This is a genomic window from Myroides injenensis M09-0166 (genome assembly GCF_000246945.1).
Classification (GTDB): Bacteria; Bacteroidota; Bacteroidia; order Flavobacteriales; family Flavobacteriaceae; genus Flavobacterium; species Flavobacterium injenense.
Genome location: NZ_BAEX01000047.1, coordinates 1 through 26,326 on the forward strand (window position 1 = coordinate 1; position 26,326 = coordinate 26,326).

The window sequence follows — 26,326 nt, forward strand, 5'->3', positions numbered from 1 at the left end:
GGCTTTCACATTTAAAAACTGCTTTTATGTCAAATTGTGAATTCAAAACTTTTAGATTATATATGTACTTTTTTAATGTTTAGGAGATTATATTTATTCATTAAGCGTAATTTTCTTTCTTATTTTACTTAAGAACTCGTGACTAATACCTAAGTAGGCAGCAATTTGTATATTGGTTAATCGTTGTAAAAGCTTTGGATATTTTGTAATGAAATCTATGTAGCGTTGATCAGCAGTTTTGCTTAAGTTATCTATCATTCGTCGTTGTAGTGCGACATGTGTTTTTTGGGTCATTACTCTAAAAAGCTTTTCTATAGTGGGGATTTCTTGATAGGCTTTTTCTTTATCCTGTTTAGAGATTAGTAATACTTCGCTATCTTCTAATGCTTCTATAAAAAGTTGTGAGGGGCGTTGTGTAGTAAAACTATCTATATCTGTAATCCACCAGCCTTCCATTGCAAAATAAAGTATCTGTTCTATTCCTTTTGCATCTAAATGATATACTTTAAACAATCCTTTTGTAACGAAACCTTCGAATTTGCATATTTCTCCTTCTTGTAATAAAAAATGTTTTTTACGAATAGCTTTAGAATCAAATAGTGAGATAAACTTCTTAAGCTCATTTTGTTCTAAATCAATATGTTGTTTTATAGCATTTTCTAAGTTTTCTTTCATGAGAGAGATTATTATTCCTTATAATGTAAAAATATAAAAAAATGATCTTTTTATGTATTCATATTCAGTTAATTATTGATTTGGATTGAAAGAATTTAAATAGTTGTGGGGTATTTTTGTTATTTTTAATGTATTTAGGTTTTAAAAATATTAATACCATATTAATTATTAAAATTGTATTAAAGTTTTAGGTGTAAACTGGAAAATACAACCAATATTGTTATGTTTACTATAGTAATGAAAAAAAACATAATAGGCATGAAAACACGATTAATGTTTGATTTCGCAAGAACAGTTCTTGAGAATGTAAGTTTTGATCCTAAGTTATTTTATAAAGAGCTTCAAAAAGCTATAAATCAATTATTACCTTATGATGTTGATCAGTTAGCAAAATGGGTAAATGGATATGTTCAAGGGAAACCTGAACTTCAAGAATCATTAAATTTATTAAACGCTTAAAATATGAAGGCATCCTGAGAGGGATGCCTTTTTTGTTGTTTAATTAGTTAATTATGATTTTGATTTCATACGATGTCGTGGTAAGTTAATTTCCATGGCTCGTGGATATGGCTTGCGGTGAGTTAAGCTGACGTCTTCTTTTAATTTGTTCTGAGTTGCGGTGTTTTTATTTTTGTCATCATAGTGATAACGTGGGTCAGCTATGAATGGTAGTTTTGCCATTTTTTGTATATGAATATTTGGGAAGTGATATTCTACTTCTACAATTCCCAATAGTAAATAACAGCCTCCACCCTGAAAAGGATATTGTTCCAAACTATCTGGAAAATGCACAGTGTCAAAATACTCACCATTTACATCTATCCATGTCCCAAAATACATAGAGCCTCTTACTGTAGGGACGTGCTTTCTAGCAATTAAATAAGCAACCATTCGAACCGTTTTCTTATGATATTTTTCTAAATCGCACACCATTACATCTCCTCTAAATTTAGTCTTTAATAAGTCAAATGGAGTACAAGATACAGTAAACCCTAATAATTCTATCTCATCAAAAGCGTCTTCATGTATGGAGCGCTGCAAAGTGGGGAAGTGATATTCTTTAATTGGTTCTTGTAATAGAGTAGGCGTCGTATCTTTTTTTTGTACAAGAAGTAGAAGTCTTGCTTGTATAAGCAGTTCATTTTTTTGCTTTCCAAAACAAGAAAAGGCACCAATAAAAATAAGATTCTGTAGAGCTTCAATACCAATATTAACACGCTGTACGAAATTATCTATGGAGGTATAGGCACCATTGTTTTCTCTTTCATTAATAATACGGTGGATAAGTTCATTGTTTATTCCTTGCATAAATATGAACCCCAAATAGATAATATTATCATCAAGCGTTGTTTCTATATCGCTTTTATTAATACAAGGTGGTTTTACAATTGCTCCTGCTTGTTTGGCTTCATGTACATAGATTTCTGTTCTATAGAAACCTCCTTGATTATTAATCACAGCGGTAATAAACTCTAAAGGGTAATAAGTCTTAAGATAAAGACTTTGGTAACTTTCTATTGCATAAGAGGCAGAATGTGCTTTACAAAATGAATAACCAGCAAATGATTCTATTTGGCGATAGATTTCTTCACTTAGTTGGCGTGGGTGTCCTTTCTGTTCGCAATGTTCAAAAAAACGCTGTTTAACAGATAGCAACACATCTTTTGATCGTGTTTTACCGCTCATTGCTCTTCTTAGAATATCACCATCTGTGGCGGGTAATCCACCATAATGTAATGCTATTTTTATAACATCTTCTTGGTAGACCATAATGCCATAGGTTTCTCCTAATTGTTCTTTAAATACAGGGTGAAAATATTCAAACTTAGTAGGGTTATTATGTCGAAATATATACTCTTGCATCATTCCACTTTTTGCTACTCCAGGTCTAATAATAGAAGAAGCTGCTACTAGTGTTTTATAATTATCACATTTAAGACGTCTTAATAATCCTCTCATAGCAGGACTTTCGATATAAAAGCATCCAATGGTATTTCCTCTTTCTAGATAGTAGTTAGCTTTTGGATTGTCCTTAGATAGTGATATATCATGAACGTCAATGGTGATGTTCTTATTCTTGGCAATAAGTTTTACAGCGTCATTAATATGTCCAATACCTCGTTGGCTAAGAATATCAAATTTAAAAAAGCTAATATCTTCTGCAATGTGCATATCAAATTGGGCAACTGGATATCCTTTTGGTGGATAGTCTAGTGCTGTATATTGAGTAATAGGTTCTTCAGAAATTAATACTCCACACGGGTGCATTGTTCGCTGATTAGGAAAGCCTTCTAACATTTGACCATAATGATGAATGTCTTTTTCAACGCTATTGAGCTGCTGAAATGAGATATCAGTTCTAGTTAGATTATCGAGTTCTTCTTTTGGTAAACCATATACTTTACCTATTTCTCTGATAATAGAGCGATATTTAAAGGTAGAAATAGCACCACAAAAAGCGACGTGATTATCTCCATAGCGATTAAAAATATAATCAAGAATAGTATTTCTCTCTTTCCAAGACCAGTCAATATCAAAGTCGGGAGGGGACTTCCTATTTTCATTGAGAAATCGCTCAAAATATAAGTCTAATTCAAGAGGGCAAACATTGGTAATACCAAGACAGTACCCGATAATACTATTAGCACCACTACCTCGTCCTATATGAGTAAATCCTTGGCTAAGACTATAACGGATAATGTCCCAGGTAATTAAAAAATAACCAGTAAAATTAAGCTCATTAATGACTTTTAGTTCTTTTTCTACTCTTAACCGTGCTTCATTGTGATGTAGACCATATATCCTTTCTAGCCCTTCATAAGCTAAGCGAGAAAGTAGAGCCATATCTGTATCTTTATTTTGAGTATAAAGTTGCTTATTTTTAGGTTTTTTATAATCAAAGAAATAATTACAACTAGCTATTATTCGCTTTGTGTTTTCAATAATAATAGGATAGTCGGTATAATGCTGTGCAATGTCATCTTCTGATTTCATAGTATGGAAAGGAGAAGCAAATTCTTCTTCGCTTAATTTTGAAAGTAGTTGGTTACCATTGATAGCACGTAGAATTTTATGAAGTTGATAGTCATCGTTATGGATGTGATTTACAGTGTGTAGAATCACCATTTTATTTATGTGTTGACTCCACTTTTTCTGATAGAGTAAATTAATCTGGCTATATTCAATGCCTACGTATTCATTCTCTTGTAATGTTTCAGGTGTATTATTAATAGGGTAAATGATAAAACTATCCTTAAAAGTAGGAGCAACTTTAGGAAGTGGTGTTTCTGTTTTATTGTAAGATGTTAAGAAAGAGCTCAATTCAGCTACTGCGTTTTCATTCTTAGCTAAAGCGATATAATACAATTTATTTCCTTGTCGAAACTCTATACCTACTAAAGGTTTAATGTTTGCTTTATGACATAGTTTTACAAAATCATAAATTCCATTAAATGTATTAATATCTGTCAATGCCATAGCGGTAATAGCATGCTCTTTTGCAAGGTGAACTAATCGCTCTAAAGGTATAGTTCCATAGCGCAAACTGTAATAAGAATGACAATTGAGTAACATATTTATTTGTTTTTCTTGTTGTGTAAGAATGCCCCAGAGCATCTGGCAACTGAGTCAATACCGTATTTCTTTTTCATTTTATCCATAGCTTGATAGAGCGCCATCATTTCTTGTGTATCTTCAAAAAGATTCATTTGATAGCTCCCTCTTACTAATCCACTAAACTGTACCCCAATTAAGCGTAAGCGCATACGACGTTGATAAAGTTTATCAAAAAGTTCATAGGCTAGTTTAGTTAATATATGATCAGCTGATGTATAAGGAAGTTTTGTCTGTTTAGTTTCTGTATCAAAATTAGCATAGCGTATTTTTACCATTAGGGTAGAGGTCAGCCAATTTTCTGAACGCAACTGAAAAGCTAATTTTTCTATCATTCCTGATAAGATTGCTTTTAACAGAGGGATATCTATAGTGTCTTGGTCAAAAGTATGTTCTGTAGAGATTGATTTACGTTCTCTATATGGCTCGACAGGTGAATAGTCAATTCCATTGGCTTTTTTCCATAAGTCAGTACCGTTTTTTCCAAGTATTTGTTGTAATACTTGTACAGGCATTTCTGATAATGTCTGTATATTTCTTATTCCTATACGTGAGAGCGTAGTATAAGTTACCTCACCTAACATCGGTATTTTTCTAATCGATAGAGGGTTTAAAAAGGGCTGTACTTCAAGTTGAGGTATTTGTATTGCTCCTTGAGGTTTAGCCTCTCCAGTTCCTATTTTAGAAACAGTTTTGTTAATGGACAGAGCATAACTTAGAGGAAGTCCACTATTCTTTTTTATTTTATCAATGAGTTCTGCTGTCCATTTAGCAGTATTAAAGAATTTGTCCATCCCTGTCAAATCTAGATAGAATTCATCAATGCTAGCTTTTTCGACAACAGGAGCTTGCTCACTAATAATATCAGTAATGAGGTGTGACATTAGTGAATAGTGGTGCATATCTCCTTTTATGACCTTTACTTGTGGGCATAATCTCATAGCCATGCGGATAGGCATAGCTGATCGTACTCCATAATAACGCGCTTCATATGAACAGCTCGCAACTACTCCTCGGTCTCCACCACCTATGATTATAGGCAGACCTTCTAATGAAGAGTTTTTCAACCGTTCACAAGAGACAAAAAAAGTATCTAAATCTAAATGTGCTATTGCTCGTTCCATTATTTTGTTTGAAAATATTTAAACGAAATTACTATATATATTAGCAAAGTTTAATATATTTGTTACTATAAATAATAGCAAAATGTCTTTACTATCCGATAATATTCGATATCTCCGAGCACAGAAGGGGATGTCTCAGCAGAAAGTAGCTGATGAGTTAATGATTACTCGTGCACGATATTCTAAATATGAAGAGGGTGCTTCAGAACCACCTCTAGAAGTGTTATTGCGTATTTCACGCTTTTTTCACGTAAGTGTAGATCTTATGATTTCAGTAGATCTTCGAAAAGTACCTATGCAGGATTTATTAAAGTTAGAAGACAATCGTATTCTATTACCTATTATGGTAGATGCCTCTACTGGGAATAATTTTATAGAAATTATTCCCCATAAAGCTAGAGCAGGATATCTGACAGGATATGCAGACCCAGAGTTTATTCAAAATCTTGATCAGATTTCACTGCCTTTTTTGAGAGAAGGAAAGTATCGAGCATTCCCTATAGAAGGGGATTCTATGCCTCCTCATCAGGAAGGTTCTTTTATTGTAGGTAGTTACTTAGAGCGATTAGAAGATGTTAGGAATGGGCATACTTATATTATCATTACTGCGAATGATGGTGTGGTATATAAGCGTGTTTATAGAATAGATGATGAGACATTAGAATTGCATTCAGATAATACTTTCTATGAACCTTACAAAATTTCAGTATATGATGTTTTAGAAATATGGGAATATGCTTGTAGTATTGCTACTGAAGAGTTTAAACCAGAGGATTTAGTAGAAGCGGATACGAAAGCTATGTTTCAAGAAATCAGACATATGTTAGGAGAAGTAGTTAAGAAAATAAAGTAACTTCTATTTTTGAAATAATTAAAGAGGATATAAAGTTTGTGATATAAAAAAAGGGAGCATTGCTCCCTTTTTTGTATAATATGTTTTTTTACTTATTGATGTCAATAAGAATTTTTACTTCAGATGGATTGTTAACTAAAGCTTCAAATCCTTTAGTAACGATATCATCAAGAGTAATTTTGTTAGTTACAAGTTTTTCTACTTCCATACGTCCTGAATCGATTAGATTAATTACTTCAGGGAATATGTTTCTATAAGCAATAACACCTTTTACAGTTATTTCTCTTAATACTTGATCAAGAGCATCGTGTTGAACTGGTTTTCCAAACAAAGCTACTAATACAGCAGTCCCTCCGTTACGAGTAGACGCAATACCTGTATTATAAGAAGCTTGTACTCCAGCACAGTCTAAAAATACATTCACTCCTAAACCTCCAGTTAACTCTTTAATTTTAGCTGGTAGATTTTCTTCCATAGCATTAAATACGTGGGTAGCGCCAATTTCTTTAGCTTTCTCCAAACGTTTTTCTGCTACATCAGTTACAATAACGGTAGAAGCTCCCGCAGCTAAAGCAGCTTGTGCACATAATAAACCGATTGGCCCTGCTCCAGAAACTAATACTGATTGTCCTATCTTTAATCCACTTTGTAATACAGCATATACTGCAACAGCAGCAGGTTCTACCAAAGCACCTTGTTCAAAAGACATTGTATCAGGGATTTTATGAATCATATAATCTTCAACTACTACATAATTCGCAAAACCGCCGTTACCCGCAAGTCCTATAAAGCCTAAGTGCTCTCCTAAGTTATATTCTCCTGATGTTACAAATGGGCTGTCAAAGTTTTTATAGATAGGTTCTATTACTACGCGATCACCTACTTTTACGTTATGCACCCCTTCACCGATTTCTTCTACTATTCCTGAAAACTCATGACCTAAAGTAGTTACACCTTGATGTCCGTTTAATGGATAAGGTTTGTCTAGAGGAATAAGTTGAGGTCCATGTACATATTCATGTAAATCAGAACCACATATACCTGCATATTGTACTGCTACCTTTACTTGTCCTTTTTTGGGAGTAGGAATTTCTATTTCTTCTACTCTAATATCTTTTGCTGCATACCAGCGTGCGGCTTTCATTGTACTCATAATTAATCTAATTTTATTTGCTATTCAAATATAAAAAATACAAATGTTTTAATTCATTTTTTGCCTTTGAAATAATGGGTAAAGGTTAACAGATTAACATAAATTATAATATTTAACAATTGGAGAGCGCCTATGTCAGAATTGAGTAAAATGAAAGAATAAGTTTTTATTATGAAAAAAAAATAGTGCTGTCTTTTTGATTTTTATTACTTTGTGCAGATTTTAATTAAAAAAGAAGAAATAAATGAGTTCAGCCATTATGATATGGGAAGCTAATCCAGAATTAGTAACGATTGCAGGAGTTCCTGTAAGATATTATGGATTACTGTTTGCTATTGGATTACTATTAGGGTACAATATTGTAAAGTATATTTTCAAAAGAGAAAATATCAATATTCGTTATTTAGATATTCTTCTGATGTATATTCTAGTAGGAACATTAGTAGGGGCAAGGTTAGGACATTGTTTATTTTATGATTTTGAATATTACAAGAATCATATTTTAGAAATATTTATTCCTTTTCAGAATGTTGCAGGTCATTGGCAATATGTTGGTTTTATGGGATTAGCGAGTCATGGTGGTGCAATTGGTGTATTGCTAGCTATTTATTTATTCTGTCGTAAATATAAGATTGGTGCTTTCTGGTTATTAGACCGCATTGCTATTGGAGTGCCTATTACTGGAGCTTTCATAAGATTTGGTAATTTTATGAACTCTGAGATTTATGGTAAACCAACAAATGGTAATTGGGGAATTATCTTTGCTAATGACGATATGATTCCAAGACATCCTACGCAGTTATACGAAGCTTTTGGATATATACTGGTAAGTGTGATATTATGGCTGTTGTACCGCAGTGGAAAAGTAAAATCAAACGGAATATTCTTTAGTTATTTTTTAATATCAATGTTTAGTATTCGTTTTATTTTGGAATTTTTTAAAGAGAACCAGGTAAACTTTGAAAATGATATGGTATTGAATATGGGACAATGGTTAAGTATTCCATTTATAATTATTGGTTTTGTTTTATTGTTTTTTAATGATAAGATGAAAAAAATTACAGCTTACGTTCCAACGAATATTCGGAATAATTAATGAAATGATATAATTATTTTTAGTAGAGTCATCAATTTATACTGATGACTTTTTTATTTATATGCTTGTCATATATTGAATTTAAAAAAGTAAGAAGTTGTTTAATTATTATTAGTTAAATTATTCATCTTATTTTATTTAAAGTGGTTATAAAGTTGTAATTGTTCTAAATAGTTAAAATTCTTACTATAGTATTTTAAGTTATTTAATAAATGTATTACCTTTAAAGTAATAATTAAGATAAACTAATTAAAAAGATGGCAAGACCTGAGTATATTCCACAAAATGTAACTGATTATCCTAATCATAATACGGTTTTTTCTGTTTGGCAATTTAAAGAAGGAACAGATTTTAGAGAAGCATTCGAACGTGTATGTGCGTTAGTTGAAAATTTTAATCATTCAATGAAAATTAGAATTGACGATGCAGTGACGAGTGTTGTACTTGGTATAAGTTATGATGGTTGGTTAAAGTTAAAAATGCCAATGCCAATGCCTCTAGAGCTAAAACCTTTCGAACCTATCGTTGGAAGTAAACATACTGCAGTGGCTACTCCTGGTGATATACATTTTCACATAAGAGCAAAGAATATGGGAGTATGCTTTGAAATGGCAATGGCTTTTGCAGATATATTAAATCCAGTAGCGGAGTGCTTAGATGAGGTACATGGATTCCGTTATTGGGATGGGCGTTCTATTATAGGATTTGTTGATGGTACAGAAAACCCAATGCATGCTGACCGTGAATTTTTTGGATTAGTAGGTGACGAAGATTTAACGTATAAAGGAGGTAGTTATCTATTTGTTCAGAAATATTTACATAATATGACCAATTGGAACAATACACCTGTTGAAGAACAAGAGAAAGTAATAGGTAGATATAAAATGTCTGATATTGAAATGCCTGATGGTGTTAAACCAACCAATTCTCATAGTGCATTGACGAGTATAGATGGTGAAGATGGAGAATCATTAAAAATATTAAGAGACAATATGCCTTTTGGTAATCTAGCAAAAGGTGAAATAGGTACATATTTTATTTCTTATGCTAATAAGTTTAGTACAACTAAAAGAATGCTAGAAAATATGTTTATCGGTAATCCTGTAGGTAACTATGATAGACTTTTAGATTTTAGTACAGCTAAGACAGGTGCATTATATTTTGTACCAACCTTAGATATGTTAGGAGAATATTCTGCTGATGAATAATGATATATGATCTATTAAGATAATAAAAAGAAATAGCCTCTATCATGTTTTTGTTTGATAGAGGCTATTTTTTTTCTTTAATTAACGGTTATATTGTTTGATGATTTATATATATTTATCCATTAATTGGTTAATATAATAAACTTGTTTTTCTTCAAAATATATATTGTCAATATAACCATCGGATATATCAAATTCACTACTAAATCTAAGAATAGTAGATTCTAAATAATCCATTAAAAAAGGGGGAAGTTCTCGTAATAAATGTTTTGAAAGAATAATATCGAGTATATATGGATCGAAATCTTCTTCATTTTCTATTTCGTGATTATCTACTATATCCTGGAAAACCTTACTTGAAATAAATGAGATTGTAAGGTATAGTATTTCATTCTCAGTAAATTCTCTGTCATATAAATAACCACGTATAGATCGCGATAATTCATAATTAGAATACCCATTTGCATAGTTGGCAACAGAAAATAGCTGTGTAGGTGTGCTTTGGTCCTGATCATATTCAGCTATACTGAAGTCAAAAAATAATGCATGAAGTATTGTGATTGTTTGCTCTTTTGCTTTTTCAATGAATTCTGGTGAAAAGTTTTTTCCTATAAAATCAAGGGTGATAGATGTTGTCATAACTTTGTAAAGTTTATAGTGAGGTAAAAACAATACCTAAGCAAAGGATATAACCTTTTTGTATTATTTATTTTTCAGTTTGTTTTGGTTGAATTAACTCAATTCTCAATTTAATTGATTAAAGTTAATTAAAAAAGTTTGTGATAATACAACGATAAATAATTAGAAGTGAAATATTTTTAATCATTACAGCAGTTATACTTGCTTGTGCAAGTTTAATAATTCCCTGATAGCTGGTAGATTGTGAGATTGTCTAAAAAGTCAGATAACGTAAGGTAATAGAAAAGTTTTAAAGAAAATCGTCTCACTGCGATTCTTTGTTTTAAAGTTCAATTCAATTTTATTTTTTAAACTCATCTCTTATTTCATCTTTGAATATTATAATAATTATACTTTTTATGAAGCAGTAATAGCTCACGTTATATAAAACGAGTAAAACTATTTACTTATAGCGTAAATAATGTCCAAAAATGACCTTTATTTACACTTTACAAAATTACAATCATTACTTCAACCCCTGTATTAATAAGGCTTACGGTGTAATCTAAATAAATGAATAGCTGATTTGTTTGGGAAAGTTGCGAGAATAGTACTTGTGAGCATTGCAAAATCAGGTTATTCCCGAACAACACTGCAATCGCCCCCGAACAACACTGCAATCGCCCCCGAATAGCACTGGGATTACACCTGAATTAAATTTAAAAAATCGAAAAATTAGTTGAAATTAAATTGACTTTTTCACAGTCAATTTGCAAGAGAAATTACACTTTGATTTGTGTACTTTTATTTTAATGGATCAGTTAGAACACTGATTAACAATGCAAAATTACGATTAATTATATTAATAGTACTATTGTTTTCTACAAATCATATTAAATTAATTCTGAGCTTATTGTGCGATGTGGATATTGTGGAATATAATTAATTATTTTTTTTCATGGCTAGCAAAAACAATAAGTTATATACCTTAATCATTGCTAAGAATTGTTCTTAATTTTTTATTTCGCCTCCCGGAATATTTTCTAAAAATCACAAAGTCATCTAAGAGGCGAGATAAGATAGTAAAGCATTATTCTAAAAGCCACTTTTGAATGTTTTCTTTCTTTTTAAATCCTTTTGAAAAATAACTATATTCAAGCTTTTTATTAAACTTTATTTGAAATATTTCTTCCAATTCTGATATGAATTCTTTTAATGATAGCACATTAGGAATTTTTCTTAATTGAATCTTCTGATCGTCATAATAAAAGTAATCTTGAGAGGAGAAGTCATTCCATCTACCTTTTATATTTTGTCTATTTGTTATTTCTAATTCAAATGATTCTCCATCTCCGAGTGGCTCAAAACCTTTTATTGTTAGCTGCAAATTATTAAATATACTATCAGTAACTTTTTCGTTATCAGTTGCGATCTGGCAGTTAAACTCCCAATTATAATGAGTAGGAGGGATAACCTTTAGTTCATTTAACCATTTATAGATAGCTGTTTTGTTATGTAAATTTTGGAAATATTCTTCAACTTCTATCATTTGCTTTTCATAAACAGGATTGCTGCACAAGTGAAATATTCTCCTTATTATATATAAATTATAATTTTGGGAGGCAATCATATTTCTTATAATATAAGTTACTGTACTTTCTACTTTTGGAGACAAGACTAATAAGGTGAATAAATACCAAGATGTTATAATATCATAATCAGAATAGCCATATTCGTCTTTCTTGAAATCATTATTACTGGTGTAATAATCTTTTAATTCTTGATTAATAAAGGAAGTTAGCTCAGGACTATCTGCGAATATTTGCATTCTTGCCGCATGTTTATCCGTTGTCGGTGCATGGCTGAATGACTCAAGTTTATTAAGTAATTTTTCTAGTTCTTTTGAATTTCCTTTATAGTATTCTTTTTTATCTTGTAATATAGTTAGTAGTTGCCTCATTAGTATTATATATCGGATTAAAGAATTTAAAAGTATAAAAAAACAGTAGTAAACAAAAGTCTACTACTGTTTTTATTATGGTTAAAAGCAAAAGGTTTACTTATAGATTAAACTTAGCTTTTATATCGTCTACTCTGTCTAATTTTTCCCAAGTAAATAACTCTACTTCGATTTCTTTAGTTTCTCCACCAGGTCTAGTGAAAGTTTTTTTCACTACTTGAGGTTTACGTCCCATATGTCCATATGCAGCTGTCTCACTGTATATTGGGTTTCTTAGTTTTAATGTTTTCTCAATAAAGTAAGGTCGTAAGTCAAAAAGTTCACTTACTTTCTTAGCGATTTCGCCATCAGTTAGATTTACATTACTAGTGCCATAAGTGTTTACATATAGACCAGTAGGTTTTGCAACTCCAATTGCGTAAGAAACTTGTACTAATACTTCATCAGCGACTCCTGCCGCTACTAAGTTTTTAGCAATATGTCTTGTAGCGTATGCTGCACTTCTATCTACTTTACTAGGATCTTTACCTGAGAAAGCACCACCTCCGTGAGCACCTTTTCCTCCGTAAGTATCTACAATAATTTTTCTACCAGTTAATCCAGTATCTCCGTGAGGTCCTCCAATTATAAATACACCAGTAGGGTTAATTAAGTGTTCAATCTCTTCACTATTTTCAAATAGGTATTGATATTGAGGATATTTTTTTAATAGACGTGGAATAAGGATTGTTTTGATGTCTTTTTCAATTTGCTCTTGCATCGCTTTTTCAGCAGTTTCTTTAGCTTCTAAAGTACTGTCAGCAGGTTTAATGAAATCATCGTGTTGAGTAGATAAAACAATAGTTACGATGCGTACAGGATTATTATTGTCGTCATACTCTAAAGTAATTTGACTCTTTGCATCAGGTCGCAAATAAGTAACTTCTTTATTTTCTCTTCTGATTTCAGCTAATTCTTGTAATAACTTATGAGATAAATCTAATGCTAAAGGCATATAGTCTTCAGTCTCTTTAGTCGCGTAACCAAACATCATTCCTTGGTCACCAGCACCTTGCTCTTCCTTAGTTTTTTTATCTACACCTTGATTGATATCTGCAGATTGTTCATGGATAGCAGAAAGGATACCACATGAATTTGCTTCAAACATATAATCACTTTTAGTATAACCAATACGTTTGATTACATCACGAGCAATTTGTTGAACGTCTAAATACGTTTTTGATTTAACCTCTCCTGCAAGGATCACTTGACCAGTTGTAACTAATGTTTCACAAGCTACCTTTGAATCTTCGTCAAATGCTAAAAAGTTGTCAATTAATGCATCTGAAATTTGATCTGCAATTTTATCTGGATGTCCTTCACTTACAGACTCAGATGTGAAGTAATAAGCCATAATAATTAATTTTAAAAAGTTTTAAAAAATAGAGGAAATGGCTAAAGGGGAAGTGTAAATTTCTGCTTTAGCATTTTTTACCGAGGTTGCAATCAGTACAAATTTTTCCTCCTGTTATTTATTTAGTGCAAATGTATTAACTATTTTAGTACTAATGCAAATTATTTAATATTTTATATAATTGTTAACGATTGTAATATTTTAGGTGTCCGCGGAGAATAGGTTATGATAATGTTTTGCAACTAAAAAATAGTATGATAAAAAACATTAAAAAATGCTATTTTTTTGATATATTGATAAAAATAGATAATAAAATTATCAAATTATTAGTTTAGGAGGCATTTTTATATACATTTGTTCCGTTATTATTAGTTCAAAATAGAAAAGGATGAGATTACACAATATTGATGATCAAAAATGTTTAACTCCTCAATTAGCTTTGTCTTTTTTAAAAGAAGGAAATAAAAGATTTGTTGAGAATTTAAAAAGTCACAGTAATTTATTAGAGCAGGTTAATGAAACTAAAGAAAACCAATTTCCTTTTGCTATCATTCTTAGCTGTATAGATAGCCGTACTTCTGCAGAGTTAATCTTTGATCAAGGCTTAGGTGATATTTTCAGTACTAGAATTGCAGGTAATGTTTTAAATGAGGATATTATTGGATCAATGGAATTTGCTTGTAAATTAGCTGGTTCTAAATTGGTTGTAGTATTAGGACATAGTCATTGTGGTGCGATTACTGGTGCTTGTAACGGAACTAAATTAGGTCATTTAAGTAATTTACTTGAAAAAGTAAACCCTTCTATTGATTACGTGAAAAACAATCATTCTGACGTAGATATTACTTCAAAAGAAGGAATCGATATGGTAGCTTTTCATAATGTTGAATATACTATAGATCATATCTTAAATAAAAGTGAGGTTCTGAGCGATATGTATCAGAACGGTGAAATAGGAATTGTTGGAGCGTTTTATAAAGTAGAAACTGGTGAGGTTGACTTTGTAAAAGAAATGTTTGTAGAGAAAAATGATAAATAGCGATCAGAAAGATTTTTACAAAAAAATTCTTGAAAATAACAAGGCATGGGTAGAGGAGAAGTTAGCGCTTAATCCTAACTACTTTCAACGTTTAAGTGAGCGACAAATGCCGCCTTTATTATGGATTGGCTGTTCAGATAGTCGCGTTCCAGCAAATGAGATTATTGGTGCAGAACCAGGTGATGTATTTTTGCATCGTAATATTGCCAATATGGTAATTCACTCAGATATGAATATGCTTAGCGTATTAGACTATGCTGTAAATATTCTAAAGATTGAAAATATTATAGTATGTGGACATTATGGTTGTGGAGGGGTATTAGCTGCAATGAAAAATGAATCTTATGGTTTAATAGACAACTGGATTCGACATATAAAAACTGTATATCGCTTGCACCATGTGGAGCTCGATCAAATAGAAGATGAGACTGTGCGATTTAATCGTTTTGTAGAGCTTAACGTACAAGAACAGGTTTATGATTTAGCAAAGACCTCTATTGTTCAGCAAGCATGGGCACGCAATCAACGCGTTAGTATTCACGGCTGGGCTTATGGACTTAACTCTGGTTATGTAACAGATTTACAAGTAAACATCACAAGTAACCAAGACCTTGATGAAGTTTATCAATTAAGATTTAAGAAAATCTAGTTATCTTCATCAATATTTTCGTTGAAAGATGAAGGTAGTAAAGAGGGGATAAATTTTAAGATAATAGGTAGGAGCACACCTCCTCCTGGTAATATAAATATAGCAAGAGAAGGAATTGTTTTAATTACTTCAATCGTTTGTTTTTTAATCAACTGCTTCTCTTCTGTATTTAATTCTCTATAAGTTGAGTCAACAAGAAGTTTCATTAGTTGACTATTTTTTTGTAATTCCTTTATTAGTCTTTTTTTATTTCTAATTAGTAAAGTCTCTATAGAGCTAGTTGAGTTCTTAATGACATTGTCAAGTAAGTTACTTGAGCGATAAAAGTAATAGTCATAATTCACCTTTTCAAGAAATTGCTCAAAAGCTAATTTGCTGTCTTCTTCTATTTGTTTTGTAATGTGGCAACTTAAAAAAGGCTCTTTACTCAGATCAGGTATTATTATTTCTTTAGTAATATTATTCCAAGAATTACATATTATAACATCCATTAAAAAACATTTTCTGTAATGAGATTGTATATTAAATGACTGTTGTTCTGTATGTTCAGATGTTAGTGATTTATTTAAAAAAGCGAGCAGTTGTATGTCTTTTTCATTTTTATCAATCTTAACTTCTTTAAATGCTATAATAATTTCTATAAGTTTATTAATTAAGTTCTGACTGTAAGCATATGGGTTTACTTCTCCTGCTAAATAAGCTTGAAATGCAATAATATCAATGTTTAATAATATTATATTTAATGTAATATCATTGGTTTTTGAATGAGAGAAGAAATTATCTTTCCAACGCATAGTAAAGATATCTTCTACTTTAGAATAGGAGTTTTTACTAGTAAATAAACTACTAAAGATATTTGTTTTATGCGGAATAAGAAGATTGTAAAAATTAATAAGCTCTTCAATAAAGCCTTCGTTATTCAGGTTGTTTTTTGATGAAGAATAGTAAACTTTTTCGAGAAGTTGTAAATATATTATTTTACATATTTCTTCTCTAGTGTAAGAAAAGCCTTTATATATTTCAGGCAGTAGCTTGGTATCTATTACTCCGTAAGTGAAGCCTAGATTGCGAATCTTAGTTATAATTTCTTCATGATCTAAATTAGCGAACAATTGATAATCTGCATGTTTTTCGCCAAAGTATTTTTTAATCCAACCGTTTGCTGAAGGGTTCATTTACAATATTAATTTTATAAAGATGATGGTTGGCATTACCAACCATCTATTTACCATTTAACTTGTTTTTCTATAGCTTTTATCATCTCTGATGCAATATCTTTATTGGTAGCTCCTTCTATACCTTCTAATCCAGGTGATGAGTTTACTTCTAATAATAAAGGACCTTTTGCAGAGCGAATAATATCTACTCCTGCTACTTTTAGGTTCATTGCTTTGGCTGCTTTAATAGCTATTTTCTTTTCTTCTGCAGTTACTTTTATTACAGAAGCTGTACCACCTAGATGGATATTTGCTCTGAATTCTCCGGGAACCGCTTCTCTTTGAATTGCAGCAACTACTTTGCCATCTACTACAAAGCAACGTATATCTTTTCCATTTGCTTCTTTGATGAACTCTTGGACAAGGATATTAGCATTTAAACTTTTGAAAGCATTGATTACGCTTTCTGCAGCTTTTTTTGTTTCAGCTAATACCACACCTTTACCTTGTGTTCCTTCTAAAAGCTTTACAATAAGAGGACTTCCTCCTACCATTTTTATTAAGTCATTAGTATCTAATGGTGAATTAGCAAAACCTGTAGTAGGGATATCTATACCATTATTTAATAATAACTGTAAAGAAAATAACTTATCTCTCGATTGAGTAATAGCTGCAGCACTGTTAAGACTGTAAACTTTTAAAGATTCAAAATGTCTAGTCAATGCACAACCGTAATAAGTCATACTTGGTCTAATACGTGGAATCACAGCATCAAAATCGTTTAGTACGCGACCACCTCTATAGTGAATTTCAGGCTGATTTGCATCTAATTTCATATAGCAGTACTTCAAATTCAAGAAGTGCATTTCGTGTCCACGAAGTTCCCCAGCTTCTATAATTCGCTTGTTGCTATATAGTTCTGGATTACTAGCTAATAATCCTATTCTTAGTCCTTTGCGTTCAGATTTTGGTTTATTGTAATATTCTTCAAGTTTTTCTGCTGTTGGTTGTCCTATTAAAAAGTGTTTTTCAGGGTCAACAAGTATTTTGCCGCTCATAGCTTCTCTACCCAACAGCATTCTATAACCCATAGAATCTCTGTTAGTCAAAGTAAGTTCTATTTCCCAAGATGAACCTGCAAGTTCTATATTTGTTTTAATAACATATCTAGATTCACGACTGCCGCTTGAACTTTTTACAATTCGCTTATCTACTACTAACGCTTCACAATGAATAATCGTTTTACCATTATTTTGTAAAGGATTGACATCAAACTTCACCCATTTCTCTCCATTTTTTTCGATAGGGGTGATGTTTACCGCATGTAGCGCAGAAGTCTTAGCACCAGAATCTACACGTGCTTTAATAGCAGGGATATTTAACGTAGAAAAAGAACACCATTCTTCACTACCAACAATAACTTTGTCTAACATATTTAAAATAATATTGTGCTGCGAAAGTAGGATTTTAAATGTAAATTATTTTTATCTAACGAAAAATAAAATGCTAAAATCACTTTTTCTTTTTTTGAAATAAAGATTACCTTATAAAAGTAACTAAAAAAGTTTATTAAATACGATACCGGAAGATGATAATGTGTTAATTGTTAGTGGTAAGGGTTATTACGTAATTATCCTTTAACGATAAAAGGTAATATAAAAAAATAAGCCTACTAATTAGTAGGCTTATTTTCTGTTGATTCAGTAGTTATTGCTAACTCTTCTTTATTTTCTCCTAGAGACATTATAATTTTATCTCCACTATGAATTTTTGAATTCACTATTTCTTCTGCTAGAGGATCCTCAATATATTTTTGGATTGCTCTTTTTAGAGGTCTAGCTCCATACTGCTTGTCAAATCCTTTGTCCGCAATAAAGTCTTTTGCCTCAGCAGTTAGTTCTATTGCGTATCCCAAATCTTCTATACGATTATAAAGCTTTACTAACTCGATATCGATAATTGACTCTATGTGTTCTTTCTCTAAAGAATTAAAGATAACAATATCATCAATTCTATTTAAAAATTCAGGAGCAAAGGCTTTTTTCAAAGCATTTTCAATAACTGATTTAGAATGTTGTTCAGTCTGTTCTTTTTTAGTGCTAGTACTGAAACCTACTCCTTGACCAAAATCTTTAAGTTGACGTGCTCCAATATTTGACGTCATGATAATAATAGTATTTCTAAAGTCAACTTTTCTTCCTAAACTATCTGTTAAATGTCCATCATCAAGCACCTGAAGCAACATGTTAAACACATCTGGATGAGCTTTCTCTACTTCATCAAATAGAATAACGCTATATGGTTTTCTTCTTACTTTTTCAGTTAATTGACCACCTTCTTCATATCCTACATATCCTGGAGGCGCACCTACAAGTCTAGATATTGCAAATTTCTCCATGAATTCACTCATATCAATGCGAATTAGTGCATCCTCAGAGTCAAACATCTCTTTCGCAATAACTTTAGCTAATTGCGTTTTTCCAACACCAGTTTGACCTAAAAAGATGAATGAACCAATTGGTCGATTAGGATCTTTAAGACCAGCTCTATTACGTTGAATTGCTTTAGCTATTTTACTTACAGCATCGTCTTGTCCAATTACTTTTCCTTTAATTAATTGTGGCAGGTTTGCTAGTTTTGTGATTTCTTTTTCAGCAATTCTGTTTACAGGAATACCTGTCATCATTGATACTACGTCAGCTACATCATTTTCGGTAACGGTGATGCGATTGTTTTTCACATCTTTTTCCCATTCTTCCTGAGCTGTAGCAAGATCTTTCTCTAACTGTTTTTCGTCATCTCTTAACTTTGCAGCTTCTTCATATTTTTGTTTTTTTACCATTTCGTTCTTTTCTTCACGTACTTTTTCTAGATTAGTTTCTAGTTCAAGTATGTTTTCTGGAACATTAATATTGGTAATATGAACACGAGAACCAACTTCGTCAAGTGCATCAATAGCTTTGTCTGGTAAGAAACGATCGCTCATATATCTATTTGTCAACTTTACACAAGCCTCTATTGCTTCATCTGTGTAAGTAACGTTGTGATGGCTTTCGTATTTTTCCTTGATATTATTTAAGATAATAATAGTTTCATCTACTGATGTAGGTTCTACTATGACCTTTTGAAATCTTCTTTCTAGTGCACCATCTTTTTCAATATGTTGACGGAATTCATCTAATGTAGTAGCACCAATACATTGTATTTCTCCTCTTGCTAGAGCAGGTTTAAACATATTAGATGCATCTAATGACCCCGTAGCACCACCAGCACCTACAATAGTATGTATCTCATCTATAAAGAGAATGATGTCATCGTTTTTCTCAAGCTCGTTCATTACGGCTTTCATGCGCTCTTCAAATTGACCTCTGTATTTCGTACCTGCTACAAGACTTGCCAGATCTAGCGTTACTACACGTTTGTTGTATAATACGCGTGATACTTTTTTCTGAATAATACGTAGCGCAAGACCTTCTGCAATAGCAGATTTTCCAACTCCAGGTTCTCCTATTAGTAGAGGATTATTTTTCTTACGTCTACTAAGAATTTGAGAAACTCTTTCTATTTCTTTTTCACGACCAACAACTGGATCTAACTTGCCATTTTCAGCCATTTCAGTTAAATCTCTCCCAAAATTATCTAATACAGGTGTTTTGGTTCTTTTTCCTGTTTTAGTAGAAGTATTGTCAGTTCTGTCATTGCTTTTGCTGTCATTTTGTCCGTCTTCATCAAAAGTTTCTGCTTTTGGGGAATCAACAATATCTTCCTTTAGAGCATCTGAATCTTTTGAAGTATTCAAGTATTCTTGTTTTACAGCTTCGTAATCAGCTTTTAATTTTGTAAGGATTTGAGCTGTTGGATCATCACTGTTTTTTAGAATACACAATAGAAGATGCGTAGTATTAATCTCATCATTCTTGAATAGTTTTACTTCAAGATAGGTAAGTCTTAATGCGCGTTCTGCCTGCTTTGTTAAATGCAAAGCCATTTTCTCATTAACTAGGTCTTTGTTAGGCGTTGAGGCAGGGTTTAAGGTTTCTATTTTATGTCGTAGAAATTCTAAATCTATATCTAAGTTGCGTAAAATATTTGTTGCTTCACCTTGCTCAACTCTAAGTAGTCCTAATAAAAGATGCTCTGTTCCTATAAAGTCGTGCCCTAATCTTAGTGCTTCGTCTTTACTATAAGAGATGACATCTTTGACTTCTTGTGAAAAATTATCGTCCATTATCTAATGTTTTATTAGGTGAATATTTCTTTTCTATTTACTTACGCAAAAAGCGTACCTCAGTAGTCATACTGACATAGGCTAATATGAAAAAAAAAATGCTATTAAAAAAATAATGCCTTAACTTTTTTGAAAAAATACTCAAGAGGTTTTTTAGTATTAATTCTGGTTATCTATACAAATGATAAAAGGTAATTCTATGTTTTTTTATCGCTGTATGTCAATGGAATATAAGGAGGTCGTCTTGACTTTTGTAAAATAAAGAAGGGGTATAAAAATTTGCGTTGCAAATAAATAAAACCTATGATGCGTGTACAAGTACGCCACCAAGCCAGTATAGAAATATATATAGCACCACATTTATCACTTCTACAAAGAGGTTTTAAATAAAAAGCCCCACTGTTTTAAGTAACAGAAGCTTATAAAAATAGTTTGAGATAAAGAAGTTTCAGAAAACTAAAAACTCCTGGTGTATTTATCTTAGTACTACTCATCCAATTCATTACAAACGTTTTATTTTTAAATTTTTTAAAAATTAATGATTTAATTATTCAAAGGTCTTTTTTTAATAAAAGTGCTTAAAATGATTGATGAAATTAAGTATTCTTTATATGCCTTTAATACTGTAGAGAATATGATTTTTTCAACAGTGCGTCAACAGTTCTTCAAGACTCCTTCAACAAATGATCTTTTATATGGAGCAATCATGGGAAAGTGTTGAAGAAGTGTTGAAGGATTTCGCTCTAATGCTTATGAATACTAGCTTTACCAAGCATCAAAATTTTAGCTCAATAAAATGTTTTTATTTTAATGTGTTGTAATTTAGTTAGATATGTTTTTTAAGGTTAAAAAAAGTGAGGTGTTTTTTTATTTTGCTTAGACAGTTAAAGTGCTTACAGAAAACCTCATAATCTATTAATATATAAAGGGTCTATTAATATATAAAGGGTCTATTTGATGTAGAAATCTAGTTGGATAGTGTGGAATTTTATGGTTTTTAATGTGATAAGGAAATGAAGTTTCAGAAAACTAAAAAATCAAGATGACTTCAAGACTAAAATATGTGCGGTTAAACTTGTTAAATATTGATTTTAAGTTGTTTGCTTATAGTGGAGTATGTTTCTGTTGAAGAGGAGAGAAGTCTGGGAACGCTTAAATAGTACTATAGATTTATTTTTTTTGATACTTTTTTTTTAAAAAAACTAAACACCTTTTGTCGAAAGCGAGGACTATAATGCAGATTAGTCATGATATTTTATTATAGTTATGCTAATTCAAATGGTGTATTATTTTTTAAGGTAATGTGATAAGTTTTTTTGAACTAATTATTCTAATCGTATTGTTGCTTTTAGAGTCCTATTAGTTTTTTTTATAAGACGGTAAAAGTAGTCTGTAATTAATAGGGGGTATTTTGTATATATTAATAATTTGAGTGAGATATTGGATTGTTTAGTCTTTTTGAAATGTTAAAATAATATGTATTGTTAAATGGTAAAAATGACTTTATGTATAAAATATATTTTTTTAATCTTTAGCAAAAGAATGGCGAATTTGTGGTAAATAGTTTTAAAAAAAACATGATATAAACCTATAAAAACCGTATATTAGCACGTTTAATAATAGAGAATTTTAATTTTATATACTTATGTCTGAAGGAGAAAAGGTAATACCTATTAACATAGACGTGGAAATGAAATCTGCTTACATTGATTATTCAATGTCGGTGATTGTATCTAGAGCGCTTCCTGATGTTAGAGATGGCTTGAAACCTGTTCATAGAAGAGTATTGTTTGGGATGTATGAATTAGGTGTATTCGCTAATAGACCATTCAAGAAATCTGCGAGAATCGTGGGAGAGGTGTTAGGTAAGTTTCACCCTCACGGAGATATCTCGGTTTATGGCGCAATGGTTCGTATGGCTCAATATTGGAGTTTGAGATATTTATTAGTTGATGGACAAGGTAACTTTGGATCTGTAGATGGCGATAGTCCTGCGGCGATGCGTTATACAGAGGTAAGAATGACAAAGATATCTGAAGAAATTCTAGCAGATATTGATAAAGATACAGTAGACTTCAAGTTGAACTTTGATGATACCATTGAGGAACCAACAGTTATGCCTACGCGTATTCCTACCTTATTAGTAAATGGATCTTCTGGTATTGCAGTAGGTATGGCTACTAATATGGCACCTCATAACTTATCAGAAGTTATTGATGGAACTTTGGCCTTTATCGACAATAATGATATCACTATTGATGAGTTAATGCATCATATTAAGGCTCCAGATTTTCCTACAGGTGGTATAGTATATGGTTATGAAGGTGTGAAAGAAGCTTTTAAAACTGGTCGTGGACGTGTAATTATGCGTGCAAAGGTAAGTTTTGAAGAGATTGATGGTAGAGACTGTATTATAGTTACTGAGATTCCATATCAAGTTAATAAGGCTGAAATGATCAGAAGAACTGCTGAGTCTATTAACGAGAAAAAAATAGAAGGTATTGCGACTATTAGAGATGAATCTGATAGAAATGGTATGCGTATCGTGTATGTATTGAAACGTGATGCTGTGCCTAATATCGTATTAAATACACTTTATAAATATACACCGCTACAATCTTCATTCAGTATTAACAATATTGCTTTAGTTAACGGTAGACCTCAATTACTGAACTTAAAAGAATTAATACATTATTTCGTAGAGCACAGATTTGATGTTGTTACACGTCGTACGCAATTTGAATTAAGAAAGGCAGAAGAAAGAGCACATATTTTAGAAGGATTAATTATTGCTTCTGATAATATTGACGAAGTTATCGCTATTATTCGTTCTTCTAGCAACACTGATCAAGCGAGAACTAGATTGATAGAACGCTTCTCATTAAGTGAAATTCAGGCTAGAGCAATTGTTGAAATGCGTCTACGTCAATTAACAGGACTAGAGCAAGATAAACTTCGTTCTGAATATGACGATATCATGAAATTAATTAATCACTTAAGAGAGTTGTTAGCTAGTAAAGAGCTATTAATGAACTTAATTAAGGAAGAGTTAGTTGAAATAAAGGAAAAATTCGGTGATAAACGTCGTTCTGAGATAGAATATGCAGGTGGAGATGTTAGTATTACTGACTTAATAGCTGATGAGCAAGTAGTAATTACTATTTCTCACGCTGGATATATTAAGAGAACACCATTATCTGAATATAAAATACAAAATAGAGGAGGAGTTGGACAAAAATCTGCTGGTACAAGAGATCAAGATTTCTTAGAGCATATGTATGTAGCAACTAATCACCAATATATGTTGTTCTTTACTCAGAAAGGTAAGTGTTTCTGGATGCGTGTTTACGAAATTCCAGAAGGAACAAAAACAAGTAAAGGTCGTGCTATCCAAAACTTGATTAATATAGAAAGTGATGATAAAGTAAAAGCATTTATCTGCACTCAAGATTTAAAAGACGAAGAATATATCAATAGCCAATATGTAATAATGGCAACTAAGAAAGGTCAAGTTAAAAAGACTCCATTAGAACAATATTCTAGACCTCGATTAAATGGTATCAATGCAATTACTATTAAGGAAGATGATGAGCTATTAGAAGCTAAACTTACAGATGGTAATAGTCAGGTATTAATTGCTGTACGTTCTGGTAAATTAGTTCGTTTTGATGAAGCAAAAACTCGTCCAATGGGTAGAACTGCATCAGGAGTGAGAGGTATTACTCTAGCTAATGAGCAAGATGAAGTAATAGGAATGGTTGCTGTAAGCGATTTAAATAGTGAGATTTTAGTGGTTTCTGAGAATGGTTATGGTAAACGTTCTCTCTTAGATGAATATCGTGAAACTAACCGTGGTGGTAAAGGAGTTAAAACAATGAATATCACTGAAAAAACGGGTCTTCTAGTATCAATAAATGCTGTTACAGATGCGGATGATTTAATGATTATTAATAAATCAGGATTGACTATTCGTATGCGTGTAAGTGACCTTCGTGTTATGGGACGTGCAACTCAAGGGGTTAAATTGATTAATGTTAAGGAGAATGATTCTATTGCAGCTGTATGTAAGGTAATGAAAGAGGAGGAAGAAGAGAAAGAAATTATCGATATAGAACATGTAGATGCAGAGGCTGTTAAAGAATATTTTGATTCTAAAATTGATAAAGATCAATTGAATAAGATAGTTGATGAGGAAACAGATGAAGAAGAAGATAAATTTGATAACGAAGAATAAAAATAGAATTAAACAAATCACTTTAAATATTGAAAAAAATGAATAAGAAGTATATTTATTTATTTTCTGCTTTAATGATTTCAGGATTATCTTTCGGTCAGAAAAAGGAGCTGAAAGAAGCTGAAAAAGCAGTAAAAAAAGGTAATGTTACAGAAGCAACTGCTGCTCTTAACTCAGTTGAGGCTCTTTTGGGATCTGCTACGAATGAGCAAAAAGCTCAATTTTATGCATTGAAAGGTAATTTAGCATTTCAACAAATTGAGAAAGATATCGATTTGGATACAAATGTTGATCTAGTTATTGATTCATATAAAAAGTTAACTGAATTCGAACCTAATAAAGGAAGTAAATTAGTTAAACAAGCTGATGAAGAACTTAATACTGTATCTACTAAAATTGTAAATATAGCTATTGAAGATAATGGATCTGCTAATTATAAAGGCGCATCTAAGCGTTTTAATCAAGCATTTTTATTAAGTCCTAAAGATACTATTTATCTTTATTATGCAGCTTCTACTGCTATTAATTCTAAAGATTATCAAAATGCTGCTAAACATTATCAAAAGTTAATTGATCTTGGATATGATGGAAGTGATTCTTATTATACAGCAGTTGAGAAAGCTTCAGGACAAGTTCAGAGTTTTGGTAAAGATGTGAAAATGCGTGACGTAATGGTTAAGCAAGGAACACATACAGATCCTCAATTAGTAACTGAGGAATCAAAAAAACCTGAGATTGTAAAGAACTTAGCTTTAATATACTATCAAGAAGGTAAATATGCTGAAGCTGAGAAAGCTATTGTAGAAGCTAGAAAATCTAATCCAGATGATATCAATTTATTATTAACTCAAATGGACTTGTATTTAAAGTCTAATAATATGGGTAAATATGAGGAATTGGCAAAAGAAGCTTTAGCTAAAAACCCTAATGATGATGTATTATTATACAATTTAGGAGTGACAAGTTATCAAGCAGGAAAATACGATGAAGCAAGAAAATATTACAATGATGCGATTCGTATTAATCCAAAATCAGAAAATGCTTACTTAAACTTAGCTATTTTAAAACTTCAACCAGACGAAGAGATTACTAATAAAATGAATAGCTTAGGTCTTTCAGCTGCTGATAATAAAAAATATGATGCATTGTTAAAAGAGAAACATGCTTTATATAGAGATGCAATGAATGATTTAGAAAAAGTAATTAGTATTAATCCTGACAATGCTGATGCTATTCAAACATTAAAAAATATTTATCGTGCATTAGAAATGAATGATAAATTAAAAGCTTTAGAAGCTAAATAAGAAAAGAGCTAATTAGTTTATAT

19 protein-coding genes are annotated in these 26,326 nt (G+C 31.5%); 9 read left to right on the top strand and 10 right to left on the bottom strand.

The window, feature by feature from the left end; all coding sequences use genetic code 11:
• Positions 1 to 93: 93 nt before the first annotated feature.
• The gene (locus tag RH98_RS08905) at positions 94 to 675 is read right to left on the bottom strand and encodes a Crp/Fnr family transcriptional regulator (protein WP_010253284.1); all 582 of its coding nucleotides are present in this window, start codon (positions 673 to 675) and stop codon (positions 94 to 96) included.
• A 258-nt stretch (positions 676 to 933) separates the two neighbouring features.
• Here RH98_RS08905 and RH98_RS08910 point away from each other — a divergent pair, with 258 nt between their 5' ends.
• Entirely contained in the window at positions 934 to 1,134 is a 201-nt protein-coding gene (locus tag RH98_RS08910; protein WP_010253287.1) for a hypothetical protein, read from the top strand.
• A 51-nt stretch (positions 1,135 to 1,185) separates the two neighbouring features.
• On the opposite strand, the gene RH98_RS08915 is transcribed toward RH98_RS08910, so the two are convergent.
• Together RH98_RS08915 and dinB are read right to left on the bottom strand one after the other, a co-directional pair.
• Positions 1,186 to 4,248, bottom strand: coding sequence for a DNA polymerase III subunit alpha (locus RH98_RS08915; protein ID WP_010253290.1), 3,063 nt, complete (start codon positions 4,246 to 4,248; stop codon positions 1,186 to 1,188).
• Between the two features lie 2 nt (positions 4,249 to 4,250).
• Complete coding sequence (gene dinB, locus RH98_RS08920; RefSeq protein WP_010253293.1) at positions 4,251 to 5,411, bottom strand: DNA polymerase IV; 1,161 nt, start codon at positions 5,409 to 5,411, stop codon at positions 4,251 to 4,253.
• An 82-nt stretch (positions 5,412 to 5,493) separates the two neighbouring features.
• Between dinB and RH98_RS08925 the strand changes: the two genes are divergently transcribed.
• Positions 5,494 to 6,264, top strand: a complete 771-nt coding sequence (locus tag RH98_RS08925; RefSeq protein WP_026038823.1) for an XRE family transcriptional regulator — start codon at positions 5,494 to 5,496, stop codon at positions 6,262 to 6,264.
• An 88-nt stretch (positions 6,265 to 6,352) separates the two neighbouring features.
• Here RH98_RS08925 and RH98_RS08930 read toward each other — a convergent pair whose 3' ends face one another.
• Positions 6,353 to 7,417: a 2,3-butanediol dehydrogenase gene (locus tag RH98_RS08930; protein ID WP_010253300.1), complete on the bottom strand. Its 1,065-nt coding sequence runs from the start codon at positions 7,415 to 7,417 to the stop codon at positions 6,353 to 6,355.
• Between the two features lie 244 nt (positions 7,418 to 7,661).
• On the opposite strand from RH98_RS08930, the gene lgt reads away from it, so the two are divergent.
• Positions 7,662 to 8,513 carry a prolipoprotein diacylglyceryl transferase gene (gene lgt / locus RH98_RS08935; protein WP_010253303.1) on the top strand — a complete coding sequence of 284 codons (852 nt, stop codon included), beginning with the start codon at positions 7,662 to 7,664 and terminating at the stop codon, positions 8,511 to 8,513.
• Between the two features lie 257 nt (positions 8,514 to 8,770).
• On the top strand, positions 8,771 to 9,721 hold the full coding sequence (locus tag RH98_RS08940; RefSeq protein ID WP_010253307.1) for a Dyp-type peroxidase: 951 nt from the start codon (positions 8,771 to 8,773) through the stop codon (positions 9,719 to 9,721).
• A 105-nt stretch (positions 9,722 to 9,826) separates the two neighbouring features.
• Here RH98_RS08940 and RH98_RS08945 read toward each other — a convergent pair whose 3' ends face one another.
• The 3 genes from RH98_RS08945 to metK form a co-directional block, all read right to left on the bottom strand.
• Positions 9,827 to 10,360: a hypothetical protein gene (locus RH98_RS08945; RefSeq protein ID WP_010253309.1), complete on the bottom strand. Its 534-nt coding sequence runs from the start codon at positions 10,358 to 10,360 to the stop codon at positions 9,827 to 9,829.
• Between the two features lie 1,069 nt (positions 10,361 to 11,429).
• Positions 11,430 to 12,299, bottom strand: coding sequence for a hypothetical protein (locus RH98_RS08950; RefSeq protein WP_010253312.1), 870 nt, complete (start codon positions 12,297 to 12,299; stop codon positions 11,430 to 11,432).
• A 100-nt stretch (positions 12,300 to 12,399) separates the two neighbouring features.
• Complete coding sequence (gene metK / locus RH98_RS08955; protein WP_010253315.1) at positions 12,400 to 13,692, bottom strand: methionine adenosyltransferase; 1,293 nt, start codon at positions 13,690 to 13,692, stop codon at positions 12,400 to 12,402.
• A gap of 388 nt (positions 13,693 to 14,080) precedes the next feature.
• On the opposite strand from metK, the gene RH98_RS08960 reads away from it, so the two are divergent.
• Both RH98_RS08960 and can read left to right on the top strand, forming a co-directional pair.
• Complete coding sequence (locus RH98_RS08960) at positions 14,081 to 14,731, top strand: carbonic anhydrase (protein ID WP_010253317.1); 651 nt, start codon at positions 14,081 to 14,083, stop codon at positions 14,729 to 14,731.
• Positions 14,721 to 15,380 carry a carbonate dehydratase gene (can, locus tag RH98_RS08965; protein WP_010253320.1) on the top strand — a complete coding sequence of 220 codons (660 nt, stop codon included), beginning with the start codon at positions 14,721 to 14,723 and terminating at the stop codon, positions 15,378 to 15,380. Before RH98_RS08960 ends, can begins: the two co-directional genes overlap by 11 nt.
• Here the strand turns inward: can and RH98_RS08970 are convergent.
• From RH98_RS08970 to RH98_RS08980, 3 genes are all read right to left on the bottom strand, one after another.
• Positions 15,377 to 16,555: an LETM1-related biofilm-associated protein gene (locus RH98_RS08970; protein ID WP_010253322.1), complete on the bottom strand. Its 1,179-nt coding sequence runs from the start codon at positions 16,553 to 16,555 to the stop codon at positions 15,377 to 15,379. The two genes, can and RH98_RS08970, sit on opposite strands and share 4 nt — an antisense overlap.
• Before the next feature lie 50 nt (positions 16,556 to 16,605).
• Positions 16,606 to 17,970, bottom strand: coding sequence for a 30S ribosomal protein S6--L-glutamate ligase (gene rimK / locus RH98_RS08975; protein WP_010253323.1), 1,365 nt, complete (start codon positions 17,968 to 17,970; stop codon positions 16,606 to 16,608).
• A gap of 239 nt (positions 17,971 to 18,209) precedes the next feature.
• The gene (locus tag RH98_RS08980; protein ID WP_010253325.1) at positions 18,210 to 20,765 is read right to left on the bottom strand and encodes an ATP-dependent Clp protease ATP-binding subunit; all 2,556 of its coding nucleotides are present in this window, start codon (positions 20,763 to 20,765) and stop codon (positions 18,210 to 18,212) included.
• A gap of 583 nt (positions 20,766 to 21,348) precedes the next feature.
• On the opposite strand from RH98_RS08980, the gene RH98_RS15760 reads away from it, so the two are divergent.
• From RH98_RS15760 to RH98_RS08990, 3 genes are all read left to right on the top strand, one after another.
• Complete coding sequence (locus RH98_RS15760; RefSeq protein ID WP_158427123.1) at positions 21,349 to 21,486, top strand: hypothetical protein; 138 nt, start codon at positions 21,349 to 21,351, stop codon at positions 21,484 to 21,486.
• A 924-nt stretch (positions 21,487 to 22,410) separates the two neighbouring features.
• Positions 22,411 to 24,999, top strand: a complete 2,589-nt coding sequence (gene gyrA / locus RH98_RS08985; protein ID WP_010253327.1) for a DNA gyrase subunit A — start codon at positions 22,411 to 22,413, stop codon at positions 24,997 to 24,999.
• A 38-nt stretch (positions 25,000 to 25,037) separates the two neighbouring features.
• A complete protein-coding gene (locus RH98_RS08990; protein WP_010253329.1) occupies positions 25,038 to 26,303 on the top strand; it encodes a tetratricopeptide repeat protein in 1,266 nt (421 codons plus the stop codon).
• The last annotated feature ends 23 nt before the right edge of the window (positions 26,304 to 26,326 follow it).